The sequence below is a fragment of the Micromonospora sp. S-DT3-3-22 genome (genome assembly GCF_015354745.1).
Lineage (GTDB): Bacteria > Actinomycetota > Actinomycetes > Mycobacteriales > Micromonosporaceae > Micromonospora > Micromonospora wenchangensis.
Window position 1 is genome coordinate 13,854 of the sequence record NZ_JACGMO010000050.1, and the last position, 25,005, is coordinate 38,858.

22 protein-coding genes and 1 pseudogene are annotated in these 25,005 nt (G+C 72.0%); 16 read left to right on the forward strand and 7 right to left on the reverse strand.

Annotated elements, in window-relative coordinates:
- The first annotated feature begins 94 nt into the window (after positions 1-94).
- The 9 genes from H1A17_RS16380 (at position 95) to H1A17_RS16420 (ending at position 9,867) form a co-directional block, all read left to right on the forward strand.
- Entirely contained in the window at positions 95-1,045 is a 951-nt protein-coding gene (locus H1A17_RS16380; RefSeq protein WP_145920912.1) for a branched-chain amino acid ABC transporter permease, read from the forward strand.
- On the forward strand, positions 1,042-2,187 hold the full coding sequence (locus tag H1A17_RS16385) for a branched-chain amino acid ABC transporter permease (protein ID WP_145920911.1): 1,146 nt from the start codon (positions 1,042-1,044) through the stop codon (positions 2,185-2,187). Before H1A17_RS16380 ends, H1A17_RS16385 begins: the two co-directional genes overlap by 4 nt.
- Entirely contained in the window at positions 2,180-3,025 is an 846-nt protein-coding gene (locus tag H1A17_RS16390; RefSeq protein WP_145920910.1) for an ABC transporter ATP-binding protein, read from the forward strand. Before H1A17_RS16385 ends, H1A17_RS16390 begins: the two co-directional genes overlap by 8 nt.
- Positions 3,015-3,725: an ABC transporter ATP-binding protein gene (locus tag H1A17_RS16395; RefSeq protein ID WP_145920909.1), complete on the forward strand. Its 711-nt coding sequence runs from the start codon at positions 3,015-3,017 to the stop codon at positions 3,723-3,725. Before H1A17_RS16390 ends, H1A17_RS16395 begins: the two co-directional genes overlap by 11 nt.
- Positions 3,726-3,755: 30 nt before the next feature.
- On the forward strand, positions 3,756-4,661 hold the full coding sequence (locus H1A17_RS16400; protein ID WP_145920908.1) for an ABC transporter substrate-binding protein: 906 nt from the start codon (positions 3,756-3,758) through the stop codon (positions 4,659-4,661).
- Between the two features lie 6 nt (positions 4,662-4,667).
- Complete coding sequence (locus H1A17_RS16405; RefSeq protein WP_145920907.1) at positions 4,668-5,657, forward strand: amino acid ABC transporter permease; 990 nt, start codon at positions 4,668-4,670, stop codon at positions 5,655-5,657.
- Positions 5,658-5,734: 77 nt separating this feature from the next.
- Positions 5,735-6,487: an amino acid ABC transporter ATP-binding protein gene (locus tag H1A17_RS16410; RefSeq protein ID WP_194822273.1), complete on the forward strand. Its 753-nt coding sequence runs from the start codon at positions 5,735-5,737 to the stop codon at positions 6,485-6,487.
- A 72-nt stretch (positions 6,488-6,559) separates the two neighbouring features.
- Positions 6,560-9,268 (forward strand): DNA polymerase I, encoded by a 2,709-nt coding sequence (gene polA / locus H1A17_RS16415; RefSeq protein WP_145920905.1) that lies wholly within the window; start codon positions 6,560-6,562, stop codon positions 9,266-9,268.
- Positions 9,269-9,306: 38 nt separating this feature from the next.
- Positions 9,307-9,867, forward strand: coding sequence for an isochorismatase family protein (locus H1A17_RS16420; protein WP_145920904.1), 561 nt, complete (start codon positions 9,307-9,309; stop codon positions 9,865-9,867).
- Between the two features lie 14 nt (positions 9,868-9,881).
- Here H1A17_RS16420 and H1A17_RS16425 read toward each other — a convergent pair whose 3' ends face one another.
- The 3 genes from H1A17_RS16425 to H1A17_RS16435 all read right to left on the reverse strand — a co-directional run bounded on the left by H1A17_RS16425 (position 9,882) and on the right by H1A17_RS16435 (position 11,309).
- Positions 9,882-10,229: a DUF3140 domain-containing protein gene (locus H1A17_RS16425; RefSeq protein WP_088643123.1), complete on the reverse strand. Its 348-nt coding sequence runs from the start codon at positions 10,227-10,229 to the stop codon at positions 9,882-9,884.
- Positions 10,216-10,434: a DUF2945 domain-containing protein gene (locus H1A17_RS16430; protein WP_145922950.1), complete on the reverse strand. Its 219-nt coding sequence runs from the start codon at positions 10,432-10,434 to the stop codon at positions 10,216-10,218. The genes H1A17_RS16425 and H1A17_RS16430 overlap by 14 nt, the downstream gene beginning before the upstream one ends.
- 65 nt (positions 10,435-10,499) lie before the next feature.
- Entirely contained in the window at positions 10,500-11,309 is an 810-nt protein-coding gene (locus H1A17_RS16435; RefSeq protein WP_145920903.1) for a class I SAM-dependent methyltransferase, read from the reverse strand.
- 386 nt (positions 11,310-11,695) lie between these two features.
- Between H1A17_RS16435 and rpsA the strand changes: the two genes are divergently transcribed.
- Together rpsA and coaE are read left to right on the forward strand one after the other, a co-directional pair.
- A complete protein-coding gene (gene rpsA / locus H1A17_RS16440) occupies positions 11,696-13,192 on the forward strand; it encodes a 30S ribosomal protein S1 (protein ID WP_088643126.1) in 1,497 nt (498 codons plus the stop codon).
- Positions 13,193-13,537: 345 nt separating this feature from the next.
- Complete coding sequence (gene coaE, locus H1A17_RS16445) at positions 13,538-14,746, forward strand: dephospho-CoA kinase (protein WP_145920902.1); 1,209 nt, start codon at positions 13,538-13,540, stop codon at positions 14,744-14,746.
- Between the two features lie 13 nt (positions 14,747-14,759).
- Here coaE and H1A17_RS16450 read toward each other — a convergent pair whose 3' ends face one another.
- Positions 14,760-16,301: a hypothetical protein gene (locus tag H1A17_RS16450; protein ID WP_194822264.1), complete on the reverse strand. Its 1,542-nt coding sequence runs from the start codon at positions 16,299-16,301 to the stop codon at positions 14,760-14,762.
- A 367-nt stretch (positions 16,302-16,668) separates the two neighbouring features.
- On the opposite strand from H1A17_RS16450, the gene uvrB reads away from it, so the two are divergent.
- The 4 genes and pseudogenes from uvrB to H1A17_RS16470 form a co-directional block, all read left to right on the forward strand.
- A complete protein-coding gene (uvrB, locus tag H1A17_RS16455) occupies positions 16,669-18,777 on the forward strand; it encodes an excinuclease ABC subunit UvrB (RefSeq protein ID WP_194822265.1) in 2,109 nt (702 codons plus the stop codon).
- A gap of 11 nt (positions 18,778-18,788) precedes the next feature.
- A complete protein-coding gene (locus H1A17_RS16460; protein WP_194822266.1) occupies positions 18,789-19,697 on the forward strand; it encodes a helix-turn-helix domain-containing protein in 909 nt (302 codons plus the stop codon).
- The gene (locus H1A17_RS16465; RefSeq protein ID WP_145920898.1) at positions 19,694-20,062 is read left to right on the forward strand and encodes a VOC family protein; all 369 of its coding nucleotides are present in this window, start codon (positions 19,694-19,696) and stop codon (positions 20,060-20,062) included. The genes H1A17_RS16460 and H1A17_RS16465 overlap by 4 nt, the downstream gene beginning before the upstream one ends.
- Positions 20,063-20,223: 161 nt before the next feature.
- Positions 20,224-21,075: pseudogene (locus H1A17_RS16470) on the forward strand (helix-turn-helix domain-containing protein); the annotation flags it as partial.
- Between the two features lie 123 nt (positions 21,076-21,198).
- Here the strand turns inward: H1A17_RS16470 and H1A17_RS16475 are convergent.
- Together H1A17_RS16475 and H1A17_RS16480 are read right to left on the reverse strand one after the other, a co-directional pair.
- The gene (locus tag H1A17_RS16475) at positions 21,199-21,960 is read right to left on the reverse strand and encodes an SDR family oxidoreductase (protein ID WP_145920896.1); all 762 of its coding nucleotides are present in this window, start codon (positions 21,958-21,960) and stop codon (positions 21,199-21,201) included.
- Positions 21,961-22,260: 300 nt separating this feature from the next.
- On the reverse strand, positions 22,261-22,554 hold the full coding sequence (locus H1A17_RS16480) for an antibiotic biosynthesis monooxygenase (RefSeq protein WP_088645080.1): 294 nt from the start codon (positions 22,552-22,554) through the stop codon (positions 22,261-22,263).
- Between the two features lie 445 nt (positions 22,555-22,999).
- Between H1A17_RS16480 and H1A17_RS16485 the strand changes: the two genes are divergently transcribed.
- The gene (locus H1A17_RS16485) at positions 23,000-23,998 is read left to right on the forward strand and encodes a TerC family protein (RefSeq protein WP_145920895.1); all 999 of its coding nucleotides are present in this window, start codon (positions 23,000-23,002) and stop codon (positions 23,996-23,998) included.
- A gap of 52 nt (positions 23,999-24,050) precedes the next feature.
- Here the strand turns inward: H1A17_RS16485 and H1A17_RS16490 are convergent, their stop codons facing one another.
- A complete protein-coding gene (locus tag H1A17_RS16490; protein WP_145920894.1) occupies positions 24,051-24,959 on the reverse strand; it encodes a C40 family peptidase in 909 nt (302 codons plus the stop codon).
- Positions 24,960-25,005 lie beyond the last annotated feature (46 nt).

The window sequence follows — 25,005 nt, forward strand, 5'->3', positions numbered from 1 at the left end:
GCCGAGAGCGATTGACGACAGATCGCGGGTGCGGCCGGGAGCTCGCTCCCGGCCGCACCTTCTCTTTCTCCACACCTGACGGAGCGGCCCTCCCGTGAACTTCGACGGACTGTTCTCCAACTTCGGGGAACTCACCACGACCGGCCTGACACAGGGTGCGATCTACGCCCTGGTCGCGCTCGGCTACACGCTGGTCTACGGCGTACTCAGACTCATCAACTTCGCCCACTCCGAGGTCTTCATCGCCGGCGCGTTCGCCGCCATCTGGACCTGGAACGGCTTCGGCCTCGACCAGGACTCCCAGGTCAGCGGGGTCGGCTCCATCCTGTTCTACCTGCTCGTCGCGATGATCGTCGCGGCCATCGCGTCGGCCGGCACGGCGACCGTGATCGAGCGGGTGGCGTACCGGCCGCTGCGCAAGCGCAACGCGCCGCCGCTGGCCTTCCTGATCACCGCGATCGGCGCGTCGATCGCGATCTCGGAGGCGTTCGGCATCTGGACCCGTCGGCGGCCCGAGGGCGCACCGATCCTGATCAGCCAGAAGCCGCTGTTCCACATCTTCGGGGTGCCGATCGACGGGGTGCAGTTGCTCACCCTCGGCGCCGCGCTGGTGATGATGGTCGCGCTGGACCAGTTCATCAACCGCAGCCGGGTCGGCCGGGGCATCCGGGCGGTCGCCCAGGACGCCAACACCGCCGCGCTGATGGGCGTGAACAAGGACCGGATCATCCTGATGGTCTTCATCGCCGGTGGCACCATGGCCGGCGTCGCCGGCCTGCTCTACGACGTGCGGATCCAGAGCCTGACCTACAGCGTCGGCTTCCTGCTCGGCCTCAAGGCGTTCACCGCCGCGGTGCTCGGCGGCATCGGCAACCTGCGGGGTGCCCTGGTCGGCGGCCTCCTCCTGGGCGTGGTGGAGAACTACGCCTCGGGGCTGTTCGGCAGCGAGTGGAAGGACTTCGCCGCCTTCGCCGTGCTGGTGGTGCTGCTGATGTTCCGGCCGACCGGTCTGCTGGGCGAATCGCTGGGAAGGGCACGGGCATGACGACGACGGTTAATCCGCCGACCCCGGAGCAGCAGCAGGGGATCGGGACACGGCTGCGGCAGGGCCGCGAGGCCATCGCGCAGCGGTGGCACGACGCCCCGCGCTGGGTGCGCTGGGCGGCGCTGGTGGCGCTGATCGCGTTCTTCTACGCGCTGCCCAACAAGGAGTTCTACCAGTACCTGGGGCCGATCCCGACCACCGGCTCCAACTTCACCCAGGTGCTGTTCACCGTCTCGATCTACGTGTTGCTGGCGGTCGGGTTGAACATCGTGGTCGGCTTCGCCGGCCTGCTCGACCTCGGCTACTTCGGCTTCTTCGCCGTCGGCGCGTACACCGTGGCGGTGTTGACCTCGCCGAGCAGCAACCTCAAGACGCTCTGGCCGTGGCTGCTGGTGGTGCCGATCGCGATCGCCCTCACCATGGTCTCCGGCGTCATGCTCGGCACCCCGACCCTGCGGCTGCGCGGTGACTACCTGGCGCTGGTGACGCTCGGCTTCGCCGAGATGATCCGGATCGCGGCGGTCAGCTCCGACTTCCTCAAGGGCCAGCGGGGCTTCAACCAGATCCCGCACCCGCCCGGCAAGTACGCCGACGGCAAGCCGTTCTTCGGGGTGCTCGACGCCCGCCCGTACTACTGGCTGGTGCTCACGCTGATCATCCTGGTGGTGATCGGGGTACGGAACCTGACCCACAGCCGGGTCGGCCGGGCCTGGATCTCGATCCGGGAGGACGAGGACGCCGCCCAGCTGATGGGTGTGCCGACGTTCAAGTTCAAGCTCTGGGCGTTCGCCTCGGGCGCGGCGATCGCCGGCCTGGCCGGTGCGCTCTTCGCCGGCAAGCAGAATTTCGTCAACTCGCAGAACTTCGAGCTGCTCAACTCGATCATCATCCTGGCCGCGGTCATCCTCGGCGGCTCGGGCAACATCGTCGGCGCGATCGTCGGCGGCGGCCTGGTGGCGTACATGATCGAGCGGTTCCGTGGCATCGAGCTGTTCGGCGTGGAGCTGTACGAGTACCGGTTCCTCTTCTTCGGCCTGGTGCTCGTGGTGATGATGATCTTCCGGCCGCAGGGCCTCATCCCGAACCGACGACGGGCGGCGGAGTTCAAGGACCGCCGCAAGGAGGTGATCGTCGGTGAGTGACACCGAACAGACCCCGGCCGTACCGGCCCAGGCGGGCGCGCCCGCCGTCGAGACGATCCCCGGGCGGGAACCGCTGCTGGAGGTCGACCACGTCACGCTGCGCTTCGGCGGCGTGGTGGCGCTCAACGACGTCGACTTCACCCTCTACAAGGGGGAGATCCTCGGCCTGATCGGGCCGAACGGCGCCGGCAAGACCACCTGCTTCAACGCGATGACCGGCATCTACCAGCCCAGTGAGGGGCAGATCCGGTTCCGCGGCGAGAAGATCAGCGGCAAGAAGCGGCACCAGATCACCAAGATGGGCATGGCGCGGACGTTCCAGAACATCCGCCTCTTCCCGGAGATGACCGCGCTGGAGAACGTGCAGGTCGGTGCCGACGCGCACCACAAGACCAGCGTGGTCTCGGCGCTGTTCCGGCTGCCCCGGCACTGGCGCGAGGAGCGCGAGGGCCGGGAGAAGGCCGAACGGCTGCTGGAGTTCGTCGGCATCCGGCCCCGGATGCACGAGTTCGCCCGCAACCTCTCCTACGGTGAGCAGCGCCGGCTGGAGATCGCCCGGGCCCTGGCCACCGACCCGGTGCTGCTCTGCCTGGACGAGCCGGCCGCCGGCTTCAACCCGGCGGAGAAGGAGGAGCTGCTCCAGCTCATCCGGCAGATCCGCGACACCGGCGTGACCGTGCTGCTGATCGAGCACGACATGCGCCTGGTCATGGGCGTCACCGACCGGATCGTGGTGCTGGAGTTCGGGAAGAAGATCGCCGAGGGACTGCCCGCCGAGGTGCGGGACAACCCCAAGGTGGTCGCGGCGTACCTGGGGGTACCGGACGATGCTGCTTGAGATTGACGACGTCAGCCTGCTGTACGGGCGCATCCAGGCGCTGCACGGGATCAGCCTGACCGTGGGCGAGGGCGAGATCGTCGCCCTGATCGGCGCGAACGGCGCCGGCAAGTCCACCACCATGAGGGCGATCTCCGGCATCCGGCCGATCGCCTCCGGGGCGATCCGCTTCGAGGGCGAGGACATCTCCAAGCTCCGGGCGGACCTGCGGGTCCGGCGGGGGCTGTGCCAGGCCCCGGAGGGTCGCGGCATCTTCCCCGGCATGACCGTGCTGGAGAACCTCGACATGGGCGCCTACACCCGGCGCGACCGGGCCGGTATCGCCCAGGACCTCAACCGGGTGCTGGAGCTGTTCCCCCGGCTGGCCGAGCGGCGCAAGCAGGCCGGCGGCACCCTCTCCGGTGGCGAGCAGCAGATGCTGGCCGTCGGCCGGGCGCTGATGAGCCGGCCCAAGCTGCTGCTGCTCGACGAGCCGTCGATGGGTCTGGCCCCGATGCTGATCCAGCAGATCTTCACCATCATCACCGAGATCAACGAGCAGGGCACCACGATCCTGCTGGTGGAGCAGAACGCGCAGCAGGCGCTCGCCCGGGCGCACCGGGCGTACGTGCTGGAGACCGGTCGCATCGTCAAGAGCGGCACCGGCGCGGAGCTGCTGCACGACCCGTCGGTCAAAGAGGCCTACCTCGGCGTGGCCTGACCGTCGCCCCCCTCGCAAAGGAGTACTGCCATGTTCCACCTCACCCCTGGTCGGCGGGCGGCGTTCGGCGTCGCCGGCGCGACCGCCCTGCTGCTCTCCCTCGCCGCCTGTGGCGAGGAGGAGAGCACCGAGCAGCCCGGCGGCGGCCCCTCGGTCAGCGCGTCGGCCGACACCTCGCTGGCCGACAAGGTCCCGGCGGCCATCAAGGCCGACGGCAAGATCGTCGTGGGCACCGACTCGACGTACGCCCCGGCGGAGTTCCTCGACAGCGACGGCAAGACGGTGATCGGCTTCGACGTCGAGCTGTTCACCGCCGTGGCGGCCAAGCTCGGCCTCAAGGCGGAGTTCGTCTCCGCCCCGTTCGGCGACATCATCTCCGGCGTGAGCACCGGCAAGTACGAGGTCGGTGTCTCGTCGTTCACCATCAACGACGAGCGCAAGCAGCAGGCCAACATGGTCAGCTACTTCCAGGTCGGCACCCAGTGGGTGACCAAGAAGGGCAACCCGGCCGGCGTCAAGATCGACGACGCCTGCGGCAAGAAGATCGCCGTGCAGAAGGACACCGTCCAGGTCGAGGACATCCAGAAGCGGTCCAAGACCTGCACCGACGCCGGCAAGCCGGCGATCACCGTCGAGCAGTTCCCCGGCCAGGACGCCGCGACCGCCGCGGTCGTCTCCGGCAAGGACGACGCGATGCTCGCCGACTACCCGGTCGGGGTGTACGCGGTGACCCAGTCCAACGACGCCCTGGAACTGCTCGACAAGCAGTACGAGGCGGCCCCGTACGGCTACGTGGTCGGCAAGGACCAGGCGGCGTTCGCCGAGGCGGTGCGGGACGCGACGAAGGCGCTGATCGCCGACGGGTCGTACAAGGCCGTGCTGGACAAGTGGAAGGTGGCGGACGGCGCGATCACGGACCCCGCGATCAACCCGTAACAGGTCATGGACTCCCACGACACTTCCACCGTACGGGCGCGGCCGGAGCCTCTCCGCGCCGTGCCCGTACGGCACCCGGGGCGCTGGGTCGCGGTCGCCGTGCTGGCCGTGCTGGTCGCCATGTTCGTCCACCTGCTGGTCACCAACGACGCCTTCAACTGGTCGTTCATGGTGGACAAGATGTTCCGTCCGCCGATCATCGAGGGGCTGCTGCGCGGCACGGTGCTGATGACGGTGAGCGCGATGCTCATCGGCGTCACGCTGGGCGTGGTGGTGGCGGTGATGCGGCTGTCGGACAATCCGATCCTGCGCGGGGTCGCCTGGCTCTACACCTGGTTCTTCCGGGCGGTGCCCCGGCTGGTGCTGCTGGCGGTCTTCGGCAACATCGGCATCCTGTGGAGCCGGATCGAGTTCGGGGTGCCGTTCGACACCCAGCTCGGCCAGCTCTTCGGCATCGACAACCTCAACCTGCGGCTGTTCGGTTTCTCCTCCCGGGACATCCTCACCGGGTTCATGGCCGGCCTGCTCGGGTTGGCGCTGTCCGAGGCGGCCTACATGGCCGAGATCGTCCGGGCCGGCATCCAGTCGGTCGACGAGGGGCAGACCGAGGCGGCCCAGGCGTTGGGCATGAGCCGGGGTCAGCTGCTGCGCCGGGTGGTGCTGCCGCAGGCGATGCGGGTGATCATCCCGCCGACCGGCAACGAGACCATCGCGATGCTCAAGGACACCTCGCTGCTGCTCTACGTGCCGGTGAGCGTCGAGCTGTTCTTCCAGCTCGACGCGGTCGGCAAGCGGACCTTCCAGATCTTCCCGATGTACGTCGCCGCCTGCCTGTGGTACCTCTTCCTGACCAGCATCCTGCTGGTCGGGCAGTACTTCCTGGAGCGGCACTTCGGCAAGGGCTACGGTCCGGCGGGCCGGGCCCGGCTGCGGTTGCGCGGGATGGCGGCGGAGACCGGTGGCGGCGGCAATTCGGGGACGGTGGGTCCGGCATGAGTGAGCTGATTCCCGGCCAGCCGGGCGCGCCGGCCGCCGAGTCACGGGCCGGTGCCCCGGCCGACGGTGCCGGGCTGATGGTGCGGGCCGAGCAGGTGCACAAGTCGTTCGGGTCGCTGGAGGTGCTCAAGGGCATCGACCTGGAGGTCCGTGCCGGCGAGGTGTGCTGCCTGCTGGGGCCGTCCGGCTCCGGCAAGTCGACCTTCCTGCGCTGCATCAACCACCTGGAGAAGATCAACGCCGGGTCGATCCGGGTGGACGGCGAGCTGATCGGCTACCGGGAACGCGGTGGCCGGCTGCACGAGATGCGGGAGAAGGAGGTGGCCGCGCAGCGCCGTTCGATAGGCATGGTGTTCCAGCGGTTCAACCTCTTCCCGCACATGACGGTGCTGGGCAACGTGACCGAGGCCCCGGTGCTGCTGGGCCGGGAGAAGAAGGCGGCGGCCCGGGAACGGGCCGCGCAGCTGCTGGAGCGGGTGGGGCTGGGCGACAAGCTCGGCGCGTACCCGGGTCAGCTCTCCGGCGGGCAGCAGCAGCGGGTGGCGATCGCCCGCGCGCTGGCGATGCGACCGAAGCTGATGCTCTTCGACGAGCCGACCAGCGCGCTCGACCCGGAACTGGTCGGCGAGGTCCTCGACGTGATGAAGGACCTGGCCCGGGACGGGATGACCATGATCGTGGTGACCCACGAGATCGGTTTCGCCCGGGAGGTCGGCGACACGCTGGTCTTCATGGACGGCGGCGTGGTCGTCGAGTCCGGCGACCCGCGCGAGGTGATCGCCAACCCGCGGCACGAGCGGACCAGGACGTTCCTCGCCAAGGTGCTCTGAGTTCCGGCCCACCCCCGGCGTCGGCCGTGCCGCCGCCGGGGGTTGTCGGGGGTACGGACTAGAGTCGCTGCCGTGACAGCTACGACGCCGCGCCTGCTCCTCGTCGACGGACATTCCCTGGCATACCGGGCGTTCTTCGCCCTGCCGGTGGAGAACTTCTCCACCACGACCGGGCAGCCGACCAACGCGGTCTACGGCTTCACCTCGATGCTGATCAACGTGCTCCGCGACGAGCAGCCCACCCACATCGTGGTCGCCTTCGACGTCTCCCGCCGCTCCTTCCGCACCGAGAAGTACGCGGAGTACAAGGCCGGCCGCAGCGAGACCCCGGCCGACTTCAAGGGCCAGGTCAGCCTGGTCAAGGAGGTTCTCGACGCGCTGCGCGTCCCGGTCGTCGAGCGGGAGGGCTACGAGGCCGACGACGTCATCGCCACCCTCGCCTGCCAGGCCCGCGACCAGGGCATGCAGGTGCTGATCAGCACCGGCGACCGGGACGCCTTCCAGCTCGTCGGCGACGACGTCACCGTGCTCTACCCGCGCAAGGGCGTCTCCGACCTGGCCCGGATGGACCCGGCCGCGATCGAGGCCAAGTACGGCGTCGGCCCGCAGCGCTACCGCGACCTGGCCGCCCTGGTCGGCGAGACCAGCGACAACCTGCCCGGCATCCCCGGCGTCGGCCCGAAGACGGCCGCCAAGTGGATCAACACCTACGGCGGGGTCGAGGGCGTGATCGCCCACGCCGACGAGATCAAGGGCAAGGCCGGCGACAGCCTGCGCGAGCGGCTCGCCGACGTGATCCGCAACTACGAGATCAACTGCCTGGTCTCCGACCTGGAGCTGCCGATCCGCCCCGAGGACGCCCGCTGGCAGGGCTGGGACCGCGAGGCCGTGCACCAGGTCTTCGACACCCTCCAGTTCCGCATCCTGCGCGACCGGCTGTATCAATACCTGGAGGCGGTGGAGCCGGAGGCCGAGGCCGGCTTCGACCTGGCCGGCGAGCGGCTCACCGCGCCCGGCGCGCTGGTCGACTGGCTGGCCGCGCACGTCCCCACCGGCACCCAGGTCGGCGTGGCGGTGAAGACCCCGGCCAAGCCGACGAACCCCCGCGAGCGCTACGAGCCGCAGCTCGACGCGCTGGCCCTCGCGCTGGCCTCCGGCCCGGCGGCGTGGCTCGACCCGACCACTCTGGCCGAGGCAGACGAGCGGGCCCTGGCCGCCTGGTTGGCCGACCCGGCGCAGCCGAAGGTGCTGCACGACAGCAAGCACGCCCGGTTGGCGTTCGCCGGCCGGGGCTGGTCCCTGGCCGGCGTCGCCCGGGACACCGAGCTGGCCGCCTACCTGGCCCGCCCCGACCAGCGCTCCTACGACCTGACCGACCTGGCGCTGCGTTACCTGCACCGCGAGCTGCGGGTCGACGCGCCGGAAACCGGCCAGCTCGCCTTCGACGGCCTCGGCGACGACGGCGAGGCCGAGCAGAACCTGATGCTCCAGGCCCGCGCCACCCTCGACCTGGCCGACGCGATCGACGCCGAGCTGTCCCGCGACGGCGAGCAGTCCGCCCGGCTGATGGCCGAGGTGGAGCTGCCCCTGTCCGAGGTGCTCGCCGGGATGCAGCGCGTCGGCATCGGCGCCGACCTGGACTACCTCCAGGAGTTGGAGGCGCACTTCGCGGGCGAGGTGAAGGCCGCCGCCCAGGGCGCGTACGCCTCGGTGGGGCGGGAGTTCAACCTGGGCTCGCCCAAGCAGCTCCAGGAGCTGCTCTTCGGGGAGTTGGGGCTGCCCAAGACCAAGAAGATCAAGACCGGGTACACCACCGACGCCGACGCGCTCCAGTGGCTCTACGCCCAGAACCCGCATCCGGTGCTGGAGCACCTGCTGCGCCACCGGGACGTGGCGAAGCTCAAGACCACCGTCGACGGCCTGCTCAAGTCGGTCGCCGACGACGGGCGCATCCACACCACGTTCAAGCAGACCGTGGCGGCCACCGGTCGGCTCTCCTCCACCGACCCCAACCTGCAGAACATCCCGATCCGCACCGAGGAGGGCCGGCGCATCCGCCGGGCCTTCGTGGTGGGCGACGGCTACCAGACCCTGCTCACCGCCGACTACAGCCAGATCGAGATGCGGATCATGGCGCACCTGTCGCTGGACGAGGCGCTGATCGAGGCGTTCAACTCCGGCCACGACTTCCACGCCGCCACCGCGTCGTCGGTCTTCACCGTCCCGGTCGGCGAGGTCACCCCCGACCAGCGCCGCAAGATCAAGGCGATGAACTACGGCCTGGCGTACGGGTTGAGCGCCTTCGGCCTGTCCCAACAGCTCGGCATCACCGCCGAGGAGGCCCGGGGGCTGATGGAGAACTACTTCGCCGGCTTCGGCGGGGTGCGCGACTACCTGCACGAGGTGGTGGCCCGCGCCCGCCAGGACGGCTACACCTCCACCGTCCTGGGTCGCCGCCGCTACCTGCCCGACCTGGTCAGCGACAACCGGCAGCGCCGGGACATGGCCGAGCGGATGGCGCTCAACGCCCCCATCCAGGGCTCGGCGGCCGACATCATCAAGGTCGCCATGCTGCGCGTCGACACCGCGCTGCGCGACGCCGGGCTGCGGTCCCGGATGCTGCTCCAGGTGCACGACGAACTGGTCTTCGAGGTCGCCCCCGACGAGCGGGAGGCGTTGGAGACGCTGGTCCGGCAGGAGATGGGGGCGGCGTACCCGCTGTCGGTGCCGCTGGAGGTCTCCGTCGGCGCGGGGCGGGACTGGAACAGCGCCGACCACTAGCCTCCGCATACCGCCGCACCAGCCAGACCAGGGGAGACATGAGCACACTCACCGACCGGCCGCACACCGCCCTGCTCGTCGTCGACGTGCAGAACGGGGTCGTCGCCGGGGCGTACCGGCGTGACGACGTGGTCGCCAACGTGGCCGCCCTGGTGGGGCGGGCCCGCCAGGAGGGGGTGCCGGTCGTCTGGGTGCAGCACTCCGACGCCCGGCTCGTCCGGGGCGGGGACGACTGGCGGATCGTCCCCGAGCTGGTCCCGGCCGACGCCGAGCCGCTCGTCGAGAAGCTCTACGGCGACTCGTTCGAGGACACCGGGCTGGAGTCGGTGCTGGCCGGGCTGCGCGTCGGGCGGCTCGTGGTGGTCGGTGCGCAGACCGACGCGTGCGTCCGGTCGACCCTGCACGGCGCGTTCGTGCGGGGCTACGACACCACGCTGGTCGGCGACGCCCACACCACGCAGGACCGCACGCAGTGGGGCGCGCCGCCGCCCGGGCAGGTCGTCGCGCACACCAACCTCTACTGGACGCACCAGAAGGCCCCGGGGCGCACGGCGGGCACGGTCGGGACGAAGGACGTCGACTTCGCCGCGACGGCCTGACCCCACCCGGCGGGTCAGCGCAGCGGGTCGTGGCCCCAGTTCATCAGTGACCAGCGCCACTTGGTGTCCCGGACGTCGCCGGCCGGTCGCTGCGCCAGGTGCCGGTGCACGTAGCCGATCACCTTGCGCATGTGCTGGTAGTCGGCGGCGGACAACTCGGCCCGCTTACGGCGCAGCAGGTCGACGATGCGTCGGCCCGACGAGTGCCCCACCGACTCACCGCCGCCGGCCCGGCCACCCTTGTGCCAGCCGACCTGTTTGGACTCGGGCGTCTGCAACCAGGACGACAGCTCCCCGGGTTTCATGTTCACCGCCTCGGTGAACTCCCGGTAGGTCTGCTGCGGGTCGTCAGCTCGGCTCATGGCGCAACGCCTCCGGCCGGTGGGCGACGTCGCGTCCCGAGTCGTCGTTGCGGATGCGGTACTGCGGGTCGTCCGGCGCGGCGTTCACGGCGCGGCCCCGGACGTGCGTGCGTTCGGTCAGCTCCTCCTGCACCACCCCGTGGGCGCGACCGCTGTGGCTGGCCCAGGAGACGTGGTCACCCTGTCGAAACCGCTGCTCGGCCATGGCCGCCGGGTACCCGGCGGCCATGGCCCGAAACAACGCGCCCGGTCGGTCCGGTGCCGGGCCGGTCAGGTGGTGGCCGGCTTCTCGGTGACGAAGATGGCGGTGCCGGGGAAGAGCCGCCCCCGCAGCGGGCTCCACTGCCCCCAGGTCTCCCGGTGGCCGGCCGGCCACTCCGGCTCCACCAGGTCGACCAGGCGGAAGCCGGCGCCGACCAGTTCGCGGATCCGGTCGCCGAGGGTGCGGTGCTGTTCCACGTAGCTGGCCATCCCCCGCTCGTCCTGCTCGACGTAGGGGGAGCGGTCGAAGTACGAGTGCACGGCGGTCAGCCCGCCCTCGCCGGGGTCGTCCAGGAAGACCCAGCGCATCGGGTGGGTCACCGAAAAGACCCAGCGCCCGCCGGGGCGCAGCACCCGGTGCACCTCGGCCATCAGGGCGGCCGAGTCGGCGACGAACGGGATCGCCCCGAACGCCGTGCAGGCGATGTCGAACGACGCCCCGGCGAACGGCAGGGCCAGCGCGTCGGCCTGTACCAGCGGTACGCGTACCCCGCTGGTGCCGGCGGCGCGGGTGGCGTGCCGCAGCATGCCGGCGGAGAGGTCGAAGGCGACCGGCTCGGCCCCCTGGGTGGCCAGCCAGCGGGCGCAGGACGCCGCGCCGCAGCCGACCTCCAGCACCCGTCGCCCGGCCAGCTCACCGAGCAGCCGCGCCTCGGACTCGCGCAGCCCCTCCGGGCACCAGCGGAAGTCCACCTCGCCCAGGAAGGCACCGTGCTCGGCCTGGTAGTCGTCGGCATCGGCGTCCCACCAGCCGCGGTTGGCCCGCCGTGCCTCGGTGTCGCCCACCCGGCGCCGGATCACCCGCTCGTCGTCGTCCACCCGTTCACGCTAGGCCCTGCCGTGGCGTCGTCCGCCGGACCCCGGCGTGCACGGCGCGGCGGACGGTCGTACGCTGTCGGTCCTGTGGGGTGGATGTGACGGATGAGACAGCGGAGGTGTTTTCCCACCGAAATCTCCGCTTTCGCAGCAGACGAGGTCGTGAGGACCCGGGAGGGCTTGCACGCTGTGGTAATGCAGCGGGTAGGCTAGACGATGCGCTCGTGGATCGTGTACCTCGGCAGGGAGCAGGTGCGCGGTCACCGGAGCACCGATGATCCTCTCTTGGCGATCGTCAGGTGGGGTCGGTGGCGGATCCGCTGGCGCGAACGGGTCACTGCGACACCACGCCTGCTGTGACAACCCATCCGACCGGAGCAACCGCCCACATGACGAGCAGCATCGAGGCCCCCTCGAGCGCCACCCGGGTCACCCACGACGATCTCGGTTCCGAGGAGGCTTTCCTCGCCGCGATCGACGAGACCATCAAGTACTTCAACGACGGCGACATTGTCGAAGGCACCGTCGTCAAGGTCGATCGGGACGAGGTCCTGCTCGACATCGGCTACAAGACCGAGGGTGTCATCCCCTCGCGGGAGTTGTCGATCAAGCACGACGTGGACCCCGCCGAGGTCGTCTCGGTCGGTGACCACATCGAGGCCCTGGTCCTTCAGAAGGAGGACAAGGAGGGGCGGCTGATCCTCTCCAAGAAGCGGGCGCAGTACGAGCGGGCCTGGGGCACGATCGAGAAGATCAAGGACGAGGACGGTGTCGTCCGCGGCTCGGTCATCGAGGTCGTCAAGGGTGGTCTCATCCTCGACATCGGCCTGCGCGGCTTCCTGCCCGCGTCGCTGGTCGAGATGCGGCGGGTGCGTGACCTGCAGCCGTACGTCGGCCGCGAGCTCGAAGCCAAGATCATCGAGCTGGACAAGAACCGCAACAACGTGGTCCTGTCCCGCCGGGCCTGGCTGGAGCAGACGCAGTCCGAGGTGCGCACCGAGTTCCTCAACAAGCTCCAGAAGGGGCAGGTCCGCAAGGGCGTCGTCTCCTCGATCGTCAACTTCGGCGCGTTCGTCGACCTGGGCGGCGTGGACGGCCTGGTGCACGTCTCCGAGCTGTCCTGGAAGCACATCGACCACCCGTCCGAGGTCGTCGAGGTGGGCCAGGAGGTCGAGGTCGAGGTTCTGGACGTCGACCTGGACCGCGAGCGGGTCTCGCTGTCGCTGAAGGCGACCCAGGAGGACCCGTGGCGGCAGTTCGCCCGTACCCACGCGATCCAGCAGATCGTGCCGGGTAAGGTCACCAAGCTGGTGCCGTTCGGCGCGTTCGTCCGGGTCGACGACGGCATCGAGGGCCTGGTCCACATCTCCGAGCTGGCCGAGCGCCACGTGGAGATCCCGGAGCAGGTCGTCCAGGTCGGCTCCGAGGTCATGGTCAAGGTCATCGACATCGACCTGGAGCGTCGCCGGATCTCGCTGTCGCTCAAGCAGGCCAACGAGGGCTTCGTCGAGGGCGAGGAGCACTTCGACCCGACCCTCTACGGCATGGCCGCGACGTACGACAACGAGGGCAACTACATCTACCCGGAGGGCTTCGACCCGGAGACGGGCGAGTGGCTCGAGGGGTACGACAAGCAGCGCGAGACCTGGGAGAACCAGTACGCCGAGGCGCGTCAGCGCTGGGAGGCCCACACCAAGCAGGTGCAGACCTCCCGGGCCGCCGACGCCGAGGCCGCTGCCAACCCGGCCCCGCCGGTCGCCACCGGTGGCACCACCACCTCGACCAGCTCGTCGGCCCCGAGCCGGCAGGCCGAGGAGCCGGCCGGCACCCTGGCCACCGACGAGGCGCTCGCCGCGCTGCGGGAGAAGCTCGCCGGCGGCAAGTGAGCCGGTGACCACTGCGACCCGGTACGACGTCTGACGTCGCACCCGGGTCCGGGTAGCCGCTGACACAGGAGCCCCGCCCCCGATCCGCCACGCGGACCGGGGGCGGGGCTCTGTGCCGTCTCCGGCTGCCTCCGCTCCCGCCCTGCCCCCGTTCACCCCACCCCGCGACGGAGATGATCGACTCAGGATCGGCGATGTTGCGGTCTCGTCGGCGTCGGATACCGCTACCTCGCGGACGTCGCGAGGCGACTCCAGGTGTGGCGGACCCGGGTGCGGCGGTCCGGTTCGGCGTGGTGGTGCCGGGGCGGTGTGGTGTGGTGCAGGCCGATCCGGTTGACTGGGTCGGTGCTGAGGGTGGGGTTGACCGGTGGCATCGGGTCCGGCAAGAGCGCCGTGGCGACCCGGCTGGCCGAGCGGGGCGCGGTGATCGTCGACTCCGACCGGATCGCCCGGGAGGTGGTGGCACCGGGCACCGAGGGGCTGGCCGCGGTCGTCGCCGCCTTCTCCGAGCGGGTGCTGACCGCCGACGGGGCACTGGACCGGGCGGCGCTGGGCGCGCTGGTCTTCGCCGACGCGACCGCCCGTCGCCGGTTGGAGGAGATCACCCATCCCCGGGTACGGGCCCGGTCCGCCGAGCTGTTCGCCGCGGCGCCCGCCGACGCGGTGGTGGTCAACGACGTACCACTGCTGGTGGAGGTGGGGCTCGCGCCCACGTACCACCTGGTGGTGGTGGTGCAGACGGCCGTGGCCATCCGGGTGGAGCGGTTGGCGCGGAGCCGGGGGATGAGCCGCGCGGAGGCCGGGCGGCGGATCGCCGCGCAGGCCGACGACGCCCGTCGCCGCGCGGCGGCCGACGTGATGCTCCACAACGACGGCGGCCTCGACGAGCTGCACGCCGCCGTGGACGCCCTCTGGTCGGCACGCCTGGTGCCCTACGAGCGCAACGTGCGGGAACAGCGGGTGGTCCCGGGCTCCCCGGCGGTGCCGACCACGCCGGACCCGACCTGGCCGCAGCAGTACGCCCGGCTCGCCGCCCGGATCCGGCACGCGCTGGCCCCCGACGACCTGCGGATCGACCACGTCGGCTCGACCGCCGTCCCCGGGCTGGCCGGGCGGGACGTCATCGACGTGCAGGTGACCGTGCCGTCGTTGGCCGAGGCGGACGGTCCGGTGGCGCGCCGGCTCGCCGACGCCGGCTTCCCGAGGGTGCCCGGCGTGCGGGGGACCCGTCCCCGCTGGGCGGGTCGTGACGCCGGGGCGGATGAAGGCGGTGACGAGGGCTGGGAGCAGCGGCTGCACGGCAGCGCCGATCCGGGCCGGCCGGTCGCCGTCCACCTGCGGGTGGCGGGCTCGCCCGGCTGGCGGCACGCCCTGCTGATGCGTGACCACCTGCGCGCCGACCCCGATCAGCGGGCGGCGTACCTGCTGGTGAAGCGGGAGCTGGCGGCTTCGGCGCCGAACGACGCCGGGCCCGGCACCGCCGACGACCCGTGGTTCGCCGAGGAGTACCTGCGGGCGCAGGCGTGGGCGGCGCAGACCGGCTGGCGGCCCTGACCGTCCTGCCGGGTCAACCGCGCTTCGTGGGCGGGGACGGCTTCTGGTGGGCGGGGACGATCCCCGCCGGCAGTGGGCCGGGGGTCAGCTCCAGTTGCGCCCACAGCCCGCCGGTGGTGCGCAGCTCCAACCGGTGCAGGAAGCCCGAACGGTCCAGCCAGTACCGCAGCCGCTGGCCCTGGCGGCGTACCTCGAACACGTCCACCGGGCGGTCGGCCCGCCGGTCGCTGCGGACGTGGACCGTCGTGGTGGCGTCCCGGGTCGGCGCTGCGGCCCGTACCGCCGCGTCGACCAGCGTGTCCAACTCGTCGGCCGGCTGGCCCGCGAGCCGCCACCCGGCCCCGGTCGGCAGCGGCAGCGGCGGCACCGCCGACGGGCCGGAGGCCGCGGTGTCCGGTCCGACCGGGACGTCCGCACGGGCGAAGCCGGCCCGGTCCCGACGCCGTAGCGTCCGGCGGCCGAGGGTGTCCAGTTCGGCGACGGAGAGGTAGGCGACGCCTGCCGTCCAGCTCAGCCAGCCACCGCCCCGCAGGTTGGCGGCGCTGCCGAGGGGTGCGGTCACGGTGACGGCGGCGCTCCCGGTCCCGGCGCGCAGCCGGGCGGCGAGCCGGCCCAGCCGGGCGGTCTCCTCGTCGGTGGGGGCGCGGGGCAGCCCGGGCCGGCCGCCGAGCGCGTCGACGGGCCACGGGGTGGGCCGGTCGACCCGGTCCAGGTCCACCGTGATCGGGGTGCCGTCGGCGAGCCGACCCGCCCAGCGTCGCAGCCGCGCGTCGCGGTCGACCCACCAGCGGGGGTCGGCGTCGTCGGCCGGACGGCCGCCCGGCGCGGTGGTAGCGGGTGTGGTGGCGTCCGGTGTGGTGGCGGCGGGTCCGGTGGGCGGCCACAGCGCCGCCTGGAGGACGTCGACCGGGTCGCCGCCGAGGGTCTCCCGGCCGAGCCACCGGCCGCCACCGGCACGTAGCGGAGCGGCGGGTGCGGCCCGGTCGGCGGCGAGCGCGAAGAGCACGGTGAGCGCCCCGGCCAGGCCCCGCCCGGGTGGCGGGTTCCGCAGCCGCCAGCGGTCACCGGGCGGCACCAGCGGTGGCCGGGCCGGGGTCACGATCGCGGCGGGGTCGGGGCGCTGCACCACCGCCGACGGGGTGGCCTGCACCAGACCCCGGTCCTGCCCGGCCCCCGGGCCGCCGACGTCGAGGTAGGCCAGCGGGCGGGACCAGTCGACCCAGCCGACCAGGTCGGTGCGGCCGGCCCCGGTGCCGACGGCGACCCGTACCCCGGCCCGGACGTCCCGGTAGGTGCCGACCCGGACGGCGGCGAGCCGCTCGGCCTCGTCGTCGGTGAGCGCCCGCGCCGCCGCGGTCGGGGCGGGTGTGCCGCCGAGCAGGCCGGCCACGAGGGCGGCTGCGGCGGTGACGGCGACCACGAACAGGGCGACCAGGCTGGTCCGCCGCCGTCCCGACGTGCCCTCCTCGGTGGCGTCGCGGTGGTGGCGGCCGGCGCGGCGGCGGCCCGGACCGGCTCCCGGTGGGCGTGGTGGCTGGTCGGGCGAGGTGTTCATGTGTGGTTGAACGGGCCGGCCGGGGCGGAGTGACGCCGCCCGGGGCAGGCGGGCGGCCCGGGGGTATCGGTGGGTGGCCCGTGGCGGTGGGAGAGACGTGCAGGGGCGCTCGCGGCGGCCGGTCTGCGCCAGGGGCGCGACCACGCGGGGTGCGCACGCCGGTGATGTCCGGGTGCTGCGACCCCAGGTGCCGGGCGGTGGGAGCCTGTCGAGGGCCCGGCCACCGCCGCGGTCGGCCGCCGCGAGCGGCCTACGGTGTCCAGGCTAGCCCTCTGCGATGTGGGCCACAATGGCAATATCGAAGGTGATCACCGGACTGTCCGGCGATCGCGGCGCGGTGTCGGACCCCCGGCGTACCGTGGGGACCATGGCGCTCGACATTCCCCGGCTCGACGGTCGCTTCCAGGTCGTCAGCGAGTTCCAGCCGGCCGGCGACCAACCGGCCGCCATCGATGATCTTGAGCGTCGGGTGCGGCGCGGCGACCGTAACACCGTGCTGCTCGGCGCCACCGGCACCGGCAAGAGCGCCACCACGGCGTGGCTGGTCGAGCGGCTGCAACGGCCGACCCTGGTGCTCGCCCCCAACAAGACGCTCGCCGCCCAGCTCGCCAAGGAGTTCAGCGAGCTGCTCCCGCACAACTCGGTGGAGTATTTCGTCTCCTACTACGACTACTACCAGCCCGAGGCGTACATTCCGCAGACCGATACCTACATCGAGAAGGACTCCTCGATCAACGAGGAGGTCGAGCGGCTGCGGCACAAGGCGACCATGTCGCTGCTCACCCGGCGGGACACGATCGTGGTGGCGACCGTCTCGGCCATCTACGGCCTGGGCACCCCGGAGGAGTACCTCGACCGGGCCGTCCGGGTCGTCGTCGGGCAGGAACTCGACCGCGACCAGTTGCTGCGCCGCCTGGTCGACATCCAGTACACCCGCAACGACATGGCCTTCCAGCGGGGCACGTTCCGGGTCCGGGGCGACACCCTGGAGATCATCCCGGCGTACGAGGAGCTGGCCGTCCGGATCGAGCTGTTCGGCGACGAGGTGGAGAAGCTCTACTACCTCAACCCGCTCACCGGGGACGTGGTCAAGGAGGTCGACAACCTGTTGATCTTCCCGGCCACCCACTACGCGGCCGGTCCCGAGCGGATGGAACGGGCCACCCGGGACATCGAGGCCGAGCTGGCGGAGCGGCTGGCCGAGCTGGAACGGCAGGGCAAGCTGCTGGAGGCGCAGCGGCTGCGGATGCGCACCACCTACGACCTGGAGATGATGCGTCAGGTCGGCTTCTGCTCCGGCATCGAGAACTACTCGATGCACATCGACGGCCGGTTGCCCGGCAGCCCGCCGCACTGCCTGCTCGACTACTTCCCCGACGACTTCCTCACCGTGGTCGATGAGTCGCACGTCACCATCCCGCAGATCGGCGGCATGTTCGAGGGCGACGCCTCGCGCAAGCGGATGCTCATCGACCACGGCTTCCGGCTGCCCAGCGCCGCCGACAACCGGCCGTTGCGCTTTGACGAGTTCCTGGAGCGGGTCGGCCAGATGGTCTTCCTCTCCGCCACCCCCGGCCCGTGGGAGCTGGAGCAGGCCCAGGGCGAGTTCGTCGAGCAGGTCATCCGCCCCACCGGCCTGATCGACCCGGAGGTCGTGATCAAGCCGACCAATGGGCAGATCGACGACCTGATGCACGAGATCAAGCTGCGCACCGAGCGCGACGAGCGGGTGCTGGTCACCACGCTGACCAAGAAGATGGCCGAGGATCTGTCCGACTACCTGCTGGAGAACGGCATCCGGGTGCGTTACCTGCACTCCGAGGTCGACACCCTGCGCCGGGTGGAGCTGCTGCGCGAGCTGCGCAAGGGCGACTACGACGTGCTGGTCGGCATCAACCTGCTGCGGGAGGGCCTCGACCTGCCCGAGGTCTCCCTGGTGGCGATCCTCGACGCCGACAAGGAGGGCTTCCTGCGCAGCGGCCGGTCGCTGATCCAGACCATCGGCCGGGCCGCCCGTAACGTTTCCGGCCAGGTCCACATGTACGCCGACAAGATCACCCCCTCGATGGCGTCGGCGATCGACGAGACCAACCGTCGCCGGGCCAAGCAGATCGCGCACAACGAGGCGCACGGGATCAGCCCCGAGCCGCTGCGTAAGAAGATCCACGACATTCTCGACGACATCTACCGGGAGGCGGAGGACACCGAGAACGCCCGGGTCGGCGGGGCCGCCCGGCAGCTGTCCCGGGGTAAGGCCCCGGTCAAGGAGACCCGCAGTCGCGGTCGGGCCACCGCCGGCGCGCCCTCCCGGGAGGGGATGGCCCGCGCCGACCTGGCACAGCTCATCCAGGAGCTCAACGACCAGATGCTCGCCGCCGCCCGGGAGTTGCAGTTCGAGCTGGCCGCGCGGATCCGCGACGAGGTCGCCGACCTCAAGAAGGAGCTGCGGGGGATGGACGCCGCCGGGGTGAAGTGACGGGCGGGCCGGTGCTGGACGAGGTCCGGGTCGGCGTACCGGCGGCACGGCTGCGTCCCGTCGTGGGCGGGTACCTGGGCTACCGGGAGGGCACCCCGGTGGACGTGGCGTCGGGGCGGGCCGCGCCGCCACTGGTCCGGCACGAGGCGGCCGGCGCGTTCGTGGTCCTCATCCTCGGCTGGGGCGCCCCGCTCGACGTGCTGAACCCGCGCTCGGCGGCGCACAGCGCGTACCGGGTGGACTCGTTCGTGGCCGGGCCGTACGACGGCTACTGCACGACCTCGACGGCCGGTGCCGGTGCCGGGGTGGAGTTGCTGCTCACCCCGCCGGCCGCCCGTCGGGTCCTCGGGGTGCCGTTGGGGGAGTTGGCCAACCGGGCGGTGGCGGTCGACGGGCTGCCCGACCCGTGGCTCGACCGGTTGCGGGCCCGGCTGGCCGGGGCACCGGACTGGCCCCACCGGTTCGCCCTGCTCGACGCGGCGCTCGACGCCCGGCTGGCGGACGCCGATCCGGTCGATCCGCACCTCGGCCGGGCCTGGGACCTGCTCACCGGCTCGGCCGGCCGGATCGGCATCGGCGCGTTGGCCGACGAGCTGGGGTGGAGCCGCCGGCACCTGGCCGCGCGGTTCCGCCGGGAGCTGGGGCTGGGTCCGAAGACGACGGCCCGGCTGTTGCGTTTCCAGCGGGCGTACGCGGCGCTGGGCCGGCAGGGCGCGGTCCCCGCCGGGCCCGCCCCGCCGGACCGCCCCGGGCCGGTGGATGGCTGGGCCGAGCTGGCGGTGCGCTGGGGGTACTACGACCAGTCGCACCTGATCCGGGAGTTCCGGGAGTTCACCGGGACGACCCCGGCGACGCTGGGCCCGCCGGGTTCCCATTCGTCCAATCCGGGCCGAGCGCCGGCCGGCACACTCGACGCATGACGAACATCTACCCGACCTTCCGGTACCCCGACGCCCGGGCGGCGATCGACTGGCTCTGCACCGCGTTCGGGTTCCGGGTCCTCGCGGTGCACGACGGCCCGGACGGGACGGTGGCGCACGCCGAACTGGCGCTCGGCGACGGCATCGTCATGCTCGGCACCGGCCGGGGGCGACCGGACCGGCCGGCCGAGGACGACTACGCGGTCTACGTGGCGGTCGACGACCTGGACGCCCACCACGACCGGGCGCGGGCCGCCGGGGCGGAGATCATCCGGGGCCCGTTCGACACCGACTACGGTTCCCGGGACTACGCGGCCCGGGACCCCGCCGGCAACGTCTGGTCGTTCGGCACCTACCGGCCCTGACCGGGGTGCCCCGAACGGCAGCCGCAGAGACGGGGGGCTGCCGTTCGGGGCCGTCCGACGGCGGCGTCATCCGAGGACGACTCAGATAGGCGTTGCGGTGTGCAAGCAAACTGTTGCCCTGGGTGATGATCCTGCGTACCCTCCCTCGTGGGGAGGCCGGGATGCCATTGTCATCGAGTCCTGTCATTCGACGCGCGAGGCTCGGCGCCGAGCTGCGCCAGTTGCGCAGGCGGGAGGCGCTGACCCTGGAACAGGTCTGCGCCCGGCTGGGCTGGGCCTCCACCTCCAAGCTGTCCCGCATCGAGCTGGGGCAGAGCCGGCCGGACCTGGCCGACGTGCTCGACCTGCTCGACATCTACGAGGTCCCGTCGCCGCAGCGCGAGGCGCTGATCGTCATCGCCCGCGACGCGGCGACCGGTCGCGGCTGGTGGAAGGCGCTCGGCGAGATGAGCGAGCGGCAGCGCACCTACGCCGAGTTGGAGGCGGGGGCGGCGACCATCGTGGAGTACCAGCCGACGGTGCTGCCCGGCCTGCTCCAGGCGCCCGGTTACGCCCGGCTGCGGATCACGGCCGGCCGGCTGCTGCACCCGGACGTCGACGTCGAGGCCGACCTGCGGGCCCGGCTCACCCGGCAGGGGGTGTTGCGCCGTCCCGACCCGCCGCGCTACACGGCCCTGCTCGACGAGCGGGTCTGCGATCCCGCCGGGCTGCCCGCCGACGTCTGGCACGAGCAGTTGGAGCACCTGCTGGCCCTGGCCGAGCTGCCGCACGTCACGGTCCGGGTGGTGCCGGGGACGGCGGCCCCGCGCGGCGGGGCGTACCCGTTGACCGCCTTCTCGTGTTATTCGTTCCCCGACCCGGCCGACCCGCGCACGGTGATGCTGGAGGCGTTGACCACCGACGTGCGGCTGGCCTCCGACGCCGACGTCGGGCGCTACGACCGGATGACCGGCTGGTTGTCCGCCGCCGCGCTCGGTGCGGCGGAGACGGCGGAGCTGCTCCGCCGCCGGGTCGTCGTCCTCGCCGCCGGGACGGCCGATCCGGCCACGGACGACGCGGCCGGGTGGGACGGACGGGAGAGCGCCGGGACGGCGTCCCGGACCCCGGAGGGCGTCGGTCGGGTGGCCGCTCCGGGCTCACCGGTAGCGGTTGAAGCCGCCCTCGGAGTCGATGACCTGGCCGGTGATCCAGTCCGCCTCCCGTGAGCAGAGGAACCGCACCAGCCGGGCGGCCTCCTGCGGGGTGCCCCAGCGGCCGGACGGGAAGAGCGCCGCCACGGCGGCGTGCGCCTCGGGTGGGGCGTAGCCGGTGTCGGTCGGCCCGGGGTTGAGACAGTTGACGGTGATCCCCCGGGGCATCAGCACCGGGGCGAGCTGCGCGGCGAGATTCTCCACCCCCGCCTTGCTGGCCGCGTAGGCCAACTCGTCGGGCATCGGGCCGAGGCGCTGCCCGCTGGAGAAGAGCACCAACCGGCCGCCCGACCCGGCGGTGAAGGCGGTGGCGAACGCGTCGGCCAGGAGCAGGGTGGCCCGGACGTTCACCAGCAGGTGCCGGTCGATCTCGGCGGCGTCCAATCCGCCCAGGCTGGTGCGGGTGGAGTAGGCGTGCGTCGCCACCACCCCGTCGAGCCGGCCGTGCCGGTGTACCGCCTCGGCGACCAGCGCGGCCGGGGCGGCCGGGTCGAGCAGGTCGGCGGCGGTGTGGGCGGCGGCCCCGCCCAGCTCGGCCAGCAGTGCCGGTACGCCCTGCGGGTCGCCGCCGTAGGGCTGCGCCTCGTCGTAGCCGGGTAGCCCGGTCAGCAGCAGCCGGTGCCCGTCGGCGGCGAGGGTGCGGGCGACCGCCGCGCCGATGCCGATCCGTCGGCTCACCCCGGTCACCAGGAACACCCGTGCGGTCATCCGGGCAGTCAACCGGACGGCCATTGCGGACGCCACGGATTAACCCCGTACGTCGGCGCGCCGACGGGGGCCGTCGTACGGGGTCGGGCCTGCCGCTCGCCATCCGGGGTGTGGGCCGGCGGCCGCCGGCCAGGGTGGTTCGCCGCGCGACCAACCGGACCCGGCACCCCCGAACGTGTCGGGACCGGTTGCCGCGCGTGCGCCGCACGGTAGCCCGGGGGTACGACAGAATCGGATCGACCGGATTGGATTCTTTCGGAATTCTCCGTGCCGCGGGCCGGGTCGCGGTCCCGCCCCGGCTCAGGCCGGTACGTCGACGAAGTGCTCGACCCGGGGCGGACCGGCGAAGTGCGGGCCGATCAGTGCCCGCCACTTGCCGAACGCCTCGGTGGCCCGGAAGTTGTCCTCGTGGGCCTGCACCGAGTCCCACTCGACCAGCAGCACGAACCGGGAGGGGGACTCGATGCCCCGGGTCATCCGGACCGAGCGGCATCCCTCGGCGGCGACGATGATGGCGTGCGCCTGCGCGTAGGCGGCGGCGAAATCGTCCTCGTGTCCGGGCAGTACGTCGATGAGCGCGACCTCAAGCACCATGCCGACAGCCTGCCACGAGGCGGCCCGCCCGTGGTGCGCCGGGGCGACTCCCTCCTCCATCCCCGCAGAACACCATCAATCTCGCGTATGCCACTACACCCAGCCTCCTAGGACGCATTGGGCGGGGTGGCCGGGCCGACCCGGGACGGCCAGGTCCGGGAGGGTCGGAACGTGATGCTGCCGGCAATGCACGCCGCAGGAGATGCGCCCGTAGCCCTCGATGGTGAACAATGGCGGCCGAGGAGGGGAGTATTCCCCCGCGACGGAGTCGTCAGCACGGTCGAGCGTCCCCCGACAGCTCGACCCGGCTCCGCCGGTCAGCGCCCCGCCTGCGGGTCGCTGGCGGAAGAGACCTCCGACAGTCACCAGTGTGTGCGTCGTCGCCCACCTCGCCGTCACGCGGCGTACGGTGTGCCCGACGCCGCGTGTCTGCCGGAGGAATGGATTGAACGTGTCCGGAATGGTGTGGGCGGGAACCCTCGTCGCACTGACGGCGGTGCTCCTCGCCGATCTCTTCATCATCGGGCGTCGGCCGCACGAGCCCAGCGTCCGTGAGTCGAGCCTCTGGGTGAGCTTCTACGTCGGCCTGGCGCTGCTGTTCGGGGCGGGGCTGTGGGTCACCGCCGGTGGCGACGTGGCCGGCCAGTTCTACACGGGGTGGCTCACCGAGTACAGCCTCTCGGTGGACAACCTCTTCGTCTTCGTGATCATCATGGCCCGGTTCCGGGTGCCCCGGAAGTACCAGCAGAAGGTGCTGCTCATCGGCATCGTGCTGGCCCTGGTCATGCGGGGTGGTTTCATCGCCGCCGGTGCGGCGCTGATCTCCCAGTTCTCCTGGGTGTTCTACATCTTCGGCGCGTTCCTGATCTACACGGCCGTCAACCTGGCCCGCCAGGGTGAGCCGGAGGAGGACGAGTTCAAGGAGAACGTCCTGATCCGGTGGAGCCGCAAGGCGCTTCCGTTGTCGCGGGACTACGACGGCGCGAAGCTCACCACGTACGAGGCCGGCCGGCGGCTGTTCACCCCGATGCTGGTGGTGATGATCGCGATCGGGACCACCGACCTGATCTTCGCGCTGGACTCGATCCCGGCGATCTTCGGGATCACCAAGGAGCCGTACCTGGTCTTCACCGCGAACGTCTTCGCGCTGATGGGGCTGCGGCAGCTCTACTTCCTGGTGGGCGGGCTGCTCGACCGGCTGGTCTACCTCAGCTACGGCCTCGCGGTGGTGCTCGGCTTCATCGGCGTCAAGCTGGTGCTGGAGGCACTGGCCGACAACAACCTGCCGTTCCTCAACGGTGGTGAGCCGATCGCCTGGGCTCCGCACATCCCGATCTGGCTGTCGTTGACGGTCATCCTCGGGTGTCTCGCCGTGGCGACGGTGGCCAGCCTGGTCAAGTCGTCCCGGGACCGGCGGCGCGAGCTGATCGAGGCGCGTCGCTGACCGTAGCGTCACCGATGGGCGTCACCGCACTGCCGGTGACGCCCATTGCCGGTCAGACCCGGTGCGCGCCGACCAGGGTGGCGACCCGGTCGGGCGGCAGCGGCTCGGTCAGCACCCGCCGCTGCCGGTAGCAGGCGTGCAGCATCCGTGGCCCCCGGCCGGCGGTCACCAGGCCGACATGGTGGATGTCCCGCCCGGGTCGGGCGAAGAAGTACAGGTCGCCGGGGCGTTCCTCGCCGGCCGGTACGGGCGTGGTGGCCGCCGCCTGGTCGTCGGCGTCGCGGGGCAGTGTCACGCCGAACCGTCGCCACACCAGGTGGACCAGGCCGGAACAGTCGATCCCGTGGCCGGAGAGCCCACCCCAGACGTACGCGACGTCGCGCAGCCGGGTGGCGACGGCGAGCACGTCGTCGGCGGTCGGCGGGGTGGCCGGCGGGTCGGTGACGTCCGCCTCGGGGACCCACAGTGGATCGGGCCGTCCGGGTACCCGTACCGGCCGCCACCCGTCGACGGCGGGGCCGGCCGGGTGCAGCCGGGTGCCGAGGACGACCCCGGGCAGGGCCACCGGGCCGGCGGGGGCGACCCGCAGGCCGGTGCTGACGGCGTCGACGACGAGCGGGCCGGCCGGGCCGCCGTCGGGGGTGGCCGGGGTGAGCTGGGCGGTGGGCAGCCAGCCGGGGTAGCCGCGTGGGTCGCGCCGGGGTGCGGCCTGCTGCACCGCGACCACCCGGGCCCAGCCGTCGGGGTGCAGGGCGGTCACCAGCACCCGTTCGCCGAGCAGCAGCTGACTGAGCACGCAGTCACCGACCCGCTGGCTGGCGTCCATCCCGGTGATCCAGCCGTCGGTGTCCGAGGGCACCGCCAGGGCCGGCCGGTCGACCGGGCGGGTCGCGCCGGGGTCGGTCCAGAGGGTGGCGACGGCCACCCGGACGAGGGCCTCCCGGCCCGGCTCCAACTCCACGTCGACCTCCGGCTCACGTGTCGGTGCCCCATCCGGACCATAGGAA

What these genes read in the sequence shown, in the direction of transcription:
- H1A17_RS16385 (WP_145920911.1), top strand. Translation starts at nt 1,042, where the DNA reads ATGACGACGACGGTTAATCCGCCGACCCCGGAGCAGCAGCAGGGGATC.
- H1A17_RS16395 (WP_145920909.1), top strand. Translation starts at nt 3,015, where the DNA reads ATGCTGCTTGAGATTGACGACGTCAGCCTGCTGTACGGGCGCATCCAG.
- H1A17_RS16400 (WP_145920908.1), top strand. Translation starts at nt 3,756, where the DNA reads ATGTTCCACCTCACCCCTGGTCGGCGGGCGGCGTTCGGCGTCGCCGGC.
- H1A17_RS16405 (WP_145920907.1), top strand. Translation starts at nt 4,668, where the DNA reads ATGGACTCCCACGACACTTCCACCGTACGGGCGCGGCCGGAGCCTCTC.
- H1A17_RS16410 (WP_194822273.1), top strand. Translation starts at nt 5,735, where the DNA reads ATGGTGCGGGCCGAGCAGGTGCACAAGTCGTTCGGGTCGCTGGAGGTG.
- H1A17_RS16420 (WP_145920904.1), top strand. Translation starts at nt 9,307, where the DNA reads ATGAGCACACTCACCGACCGGCCGCACACCGCCCTGCTCGTCGTCGAC.
- H1A17_RS16425 (WP_088643123.1), bottom strand. Translation starts at nt 10,229, where the DNA reads ATGAGCCGAGCTGACGACCCGCAGCAGACCTACCGGGAGTTCACCGAG.
- H1A17_RS16430 (WP_145922950.1), bottom strand. Translation starts at nt 10,434, where the DNA reads ATGGCCGAGCAGCGGTTTCGACAGGGTGACCACGTCTCCTGGGCCAGC.
- rpsA (WP_088643126.1), top strand. Translation starts at nt 11,696, where the DNA reads ATGACGAGCAGCATCGAGGCCCCCTCGAGCGCCACCCGGGTCACCCAC.
- H1A17_RS16450 (WP_194822264.1), bottom strand. Translation starts at nt 16,301, where the DNA reads ATGAACACCTCGCCCGACCAGCCACCACGCCCACCGGGAGCCGGTCCG.
- uvrB (WP_194822265.1), top strand. Translation starts at nt 16,669, where the DNA reads ATGGCGCTCGACATTCCCCGGCTCGACGGTCGCTTCCAGGTCGTCAGC.
- H1A17_RS16465 (WP_145920898.1), top strand. Translation starts at nt 19,694, where the DNA reads ATGACGAACATCTACCCGACCTTCCGGTACCCCGACGCCCGGGCGGCG.
- H1A17_RS16475 (WP_145920896.1), bottom strand. Translation starts at nt 21,960, where the DNA reads ATGACCGCACGGGTGTTCCTGGTGACCGGGGTGAGCCGACGGATCGGC.
- H1A17_RS16480 (WP_088645080.1), bottom strand. Translation starts at nt 22,554, where the DNA reads ATGGTGCTTGAGGTCGCGCTCATCGACGTACTGCCCGGACACGAGGAC.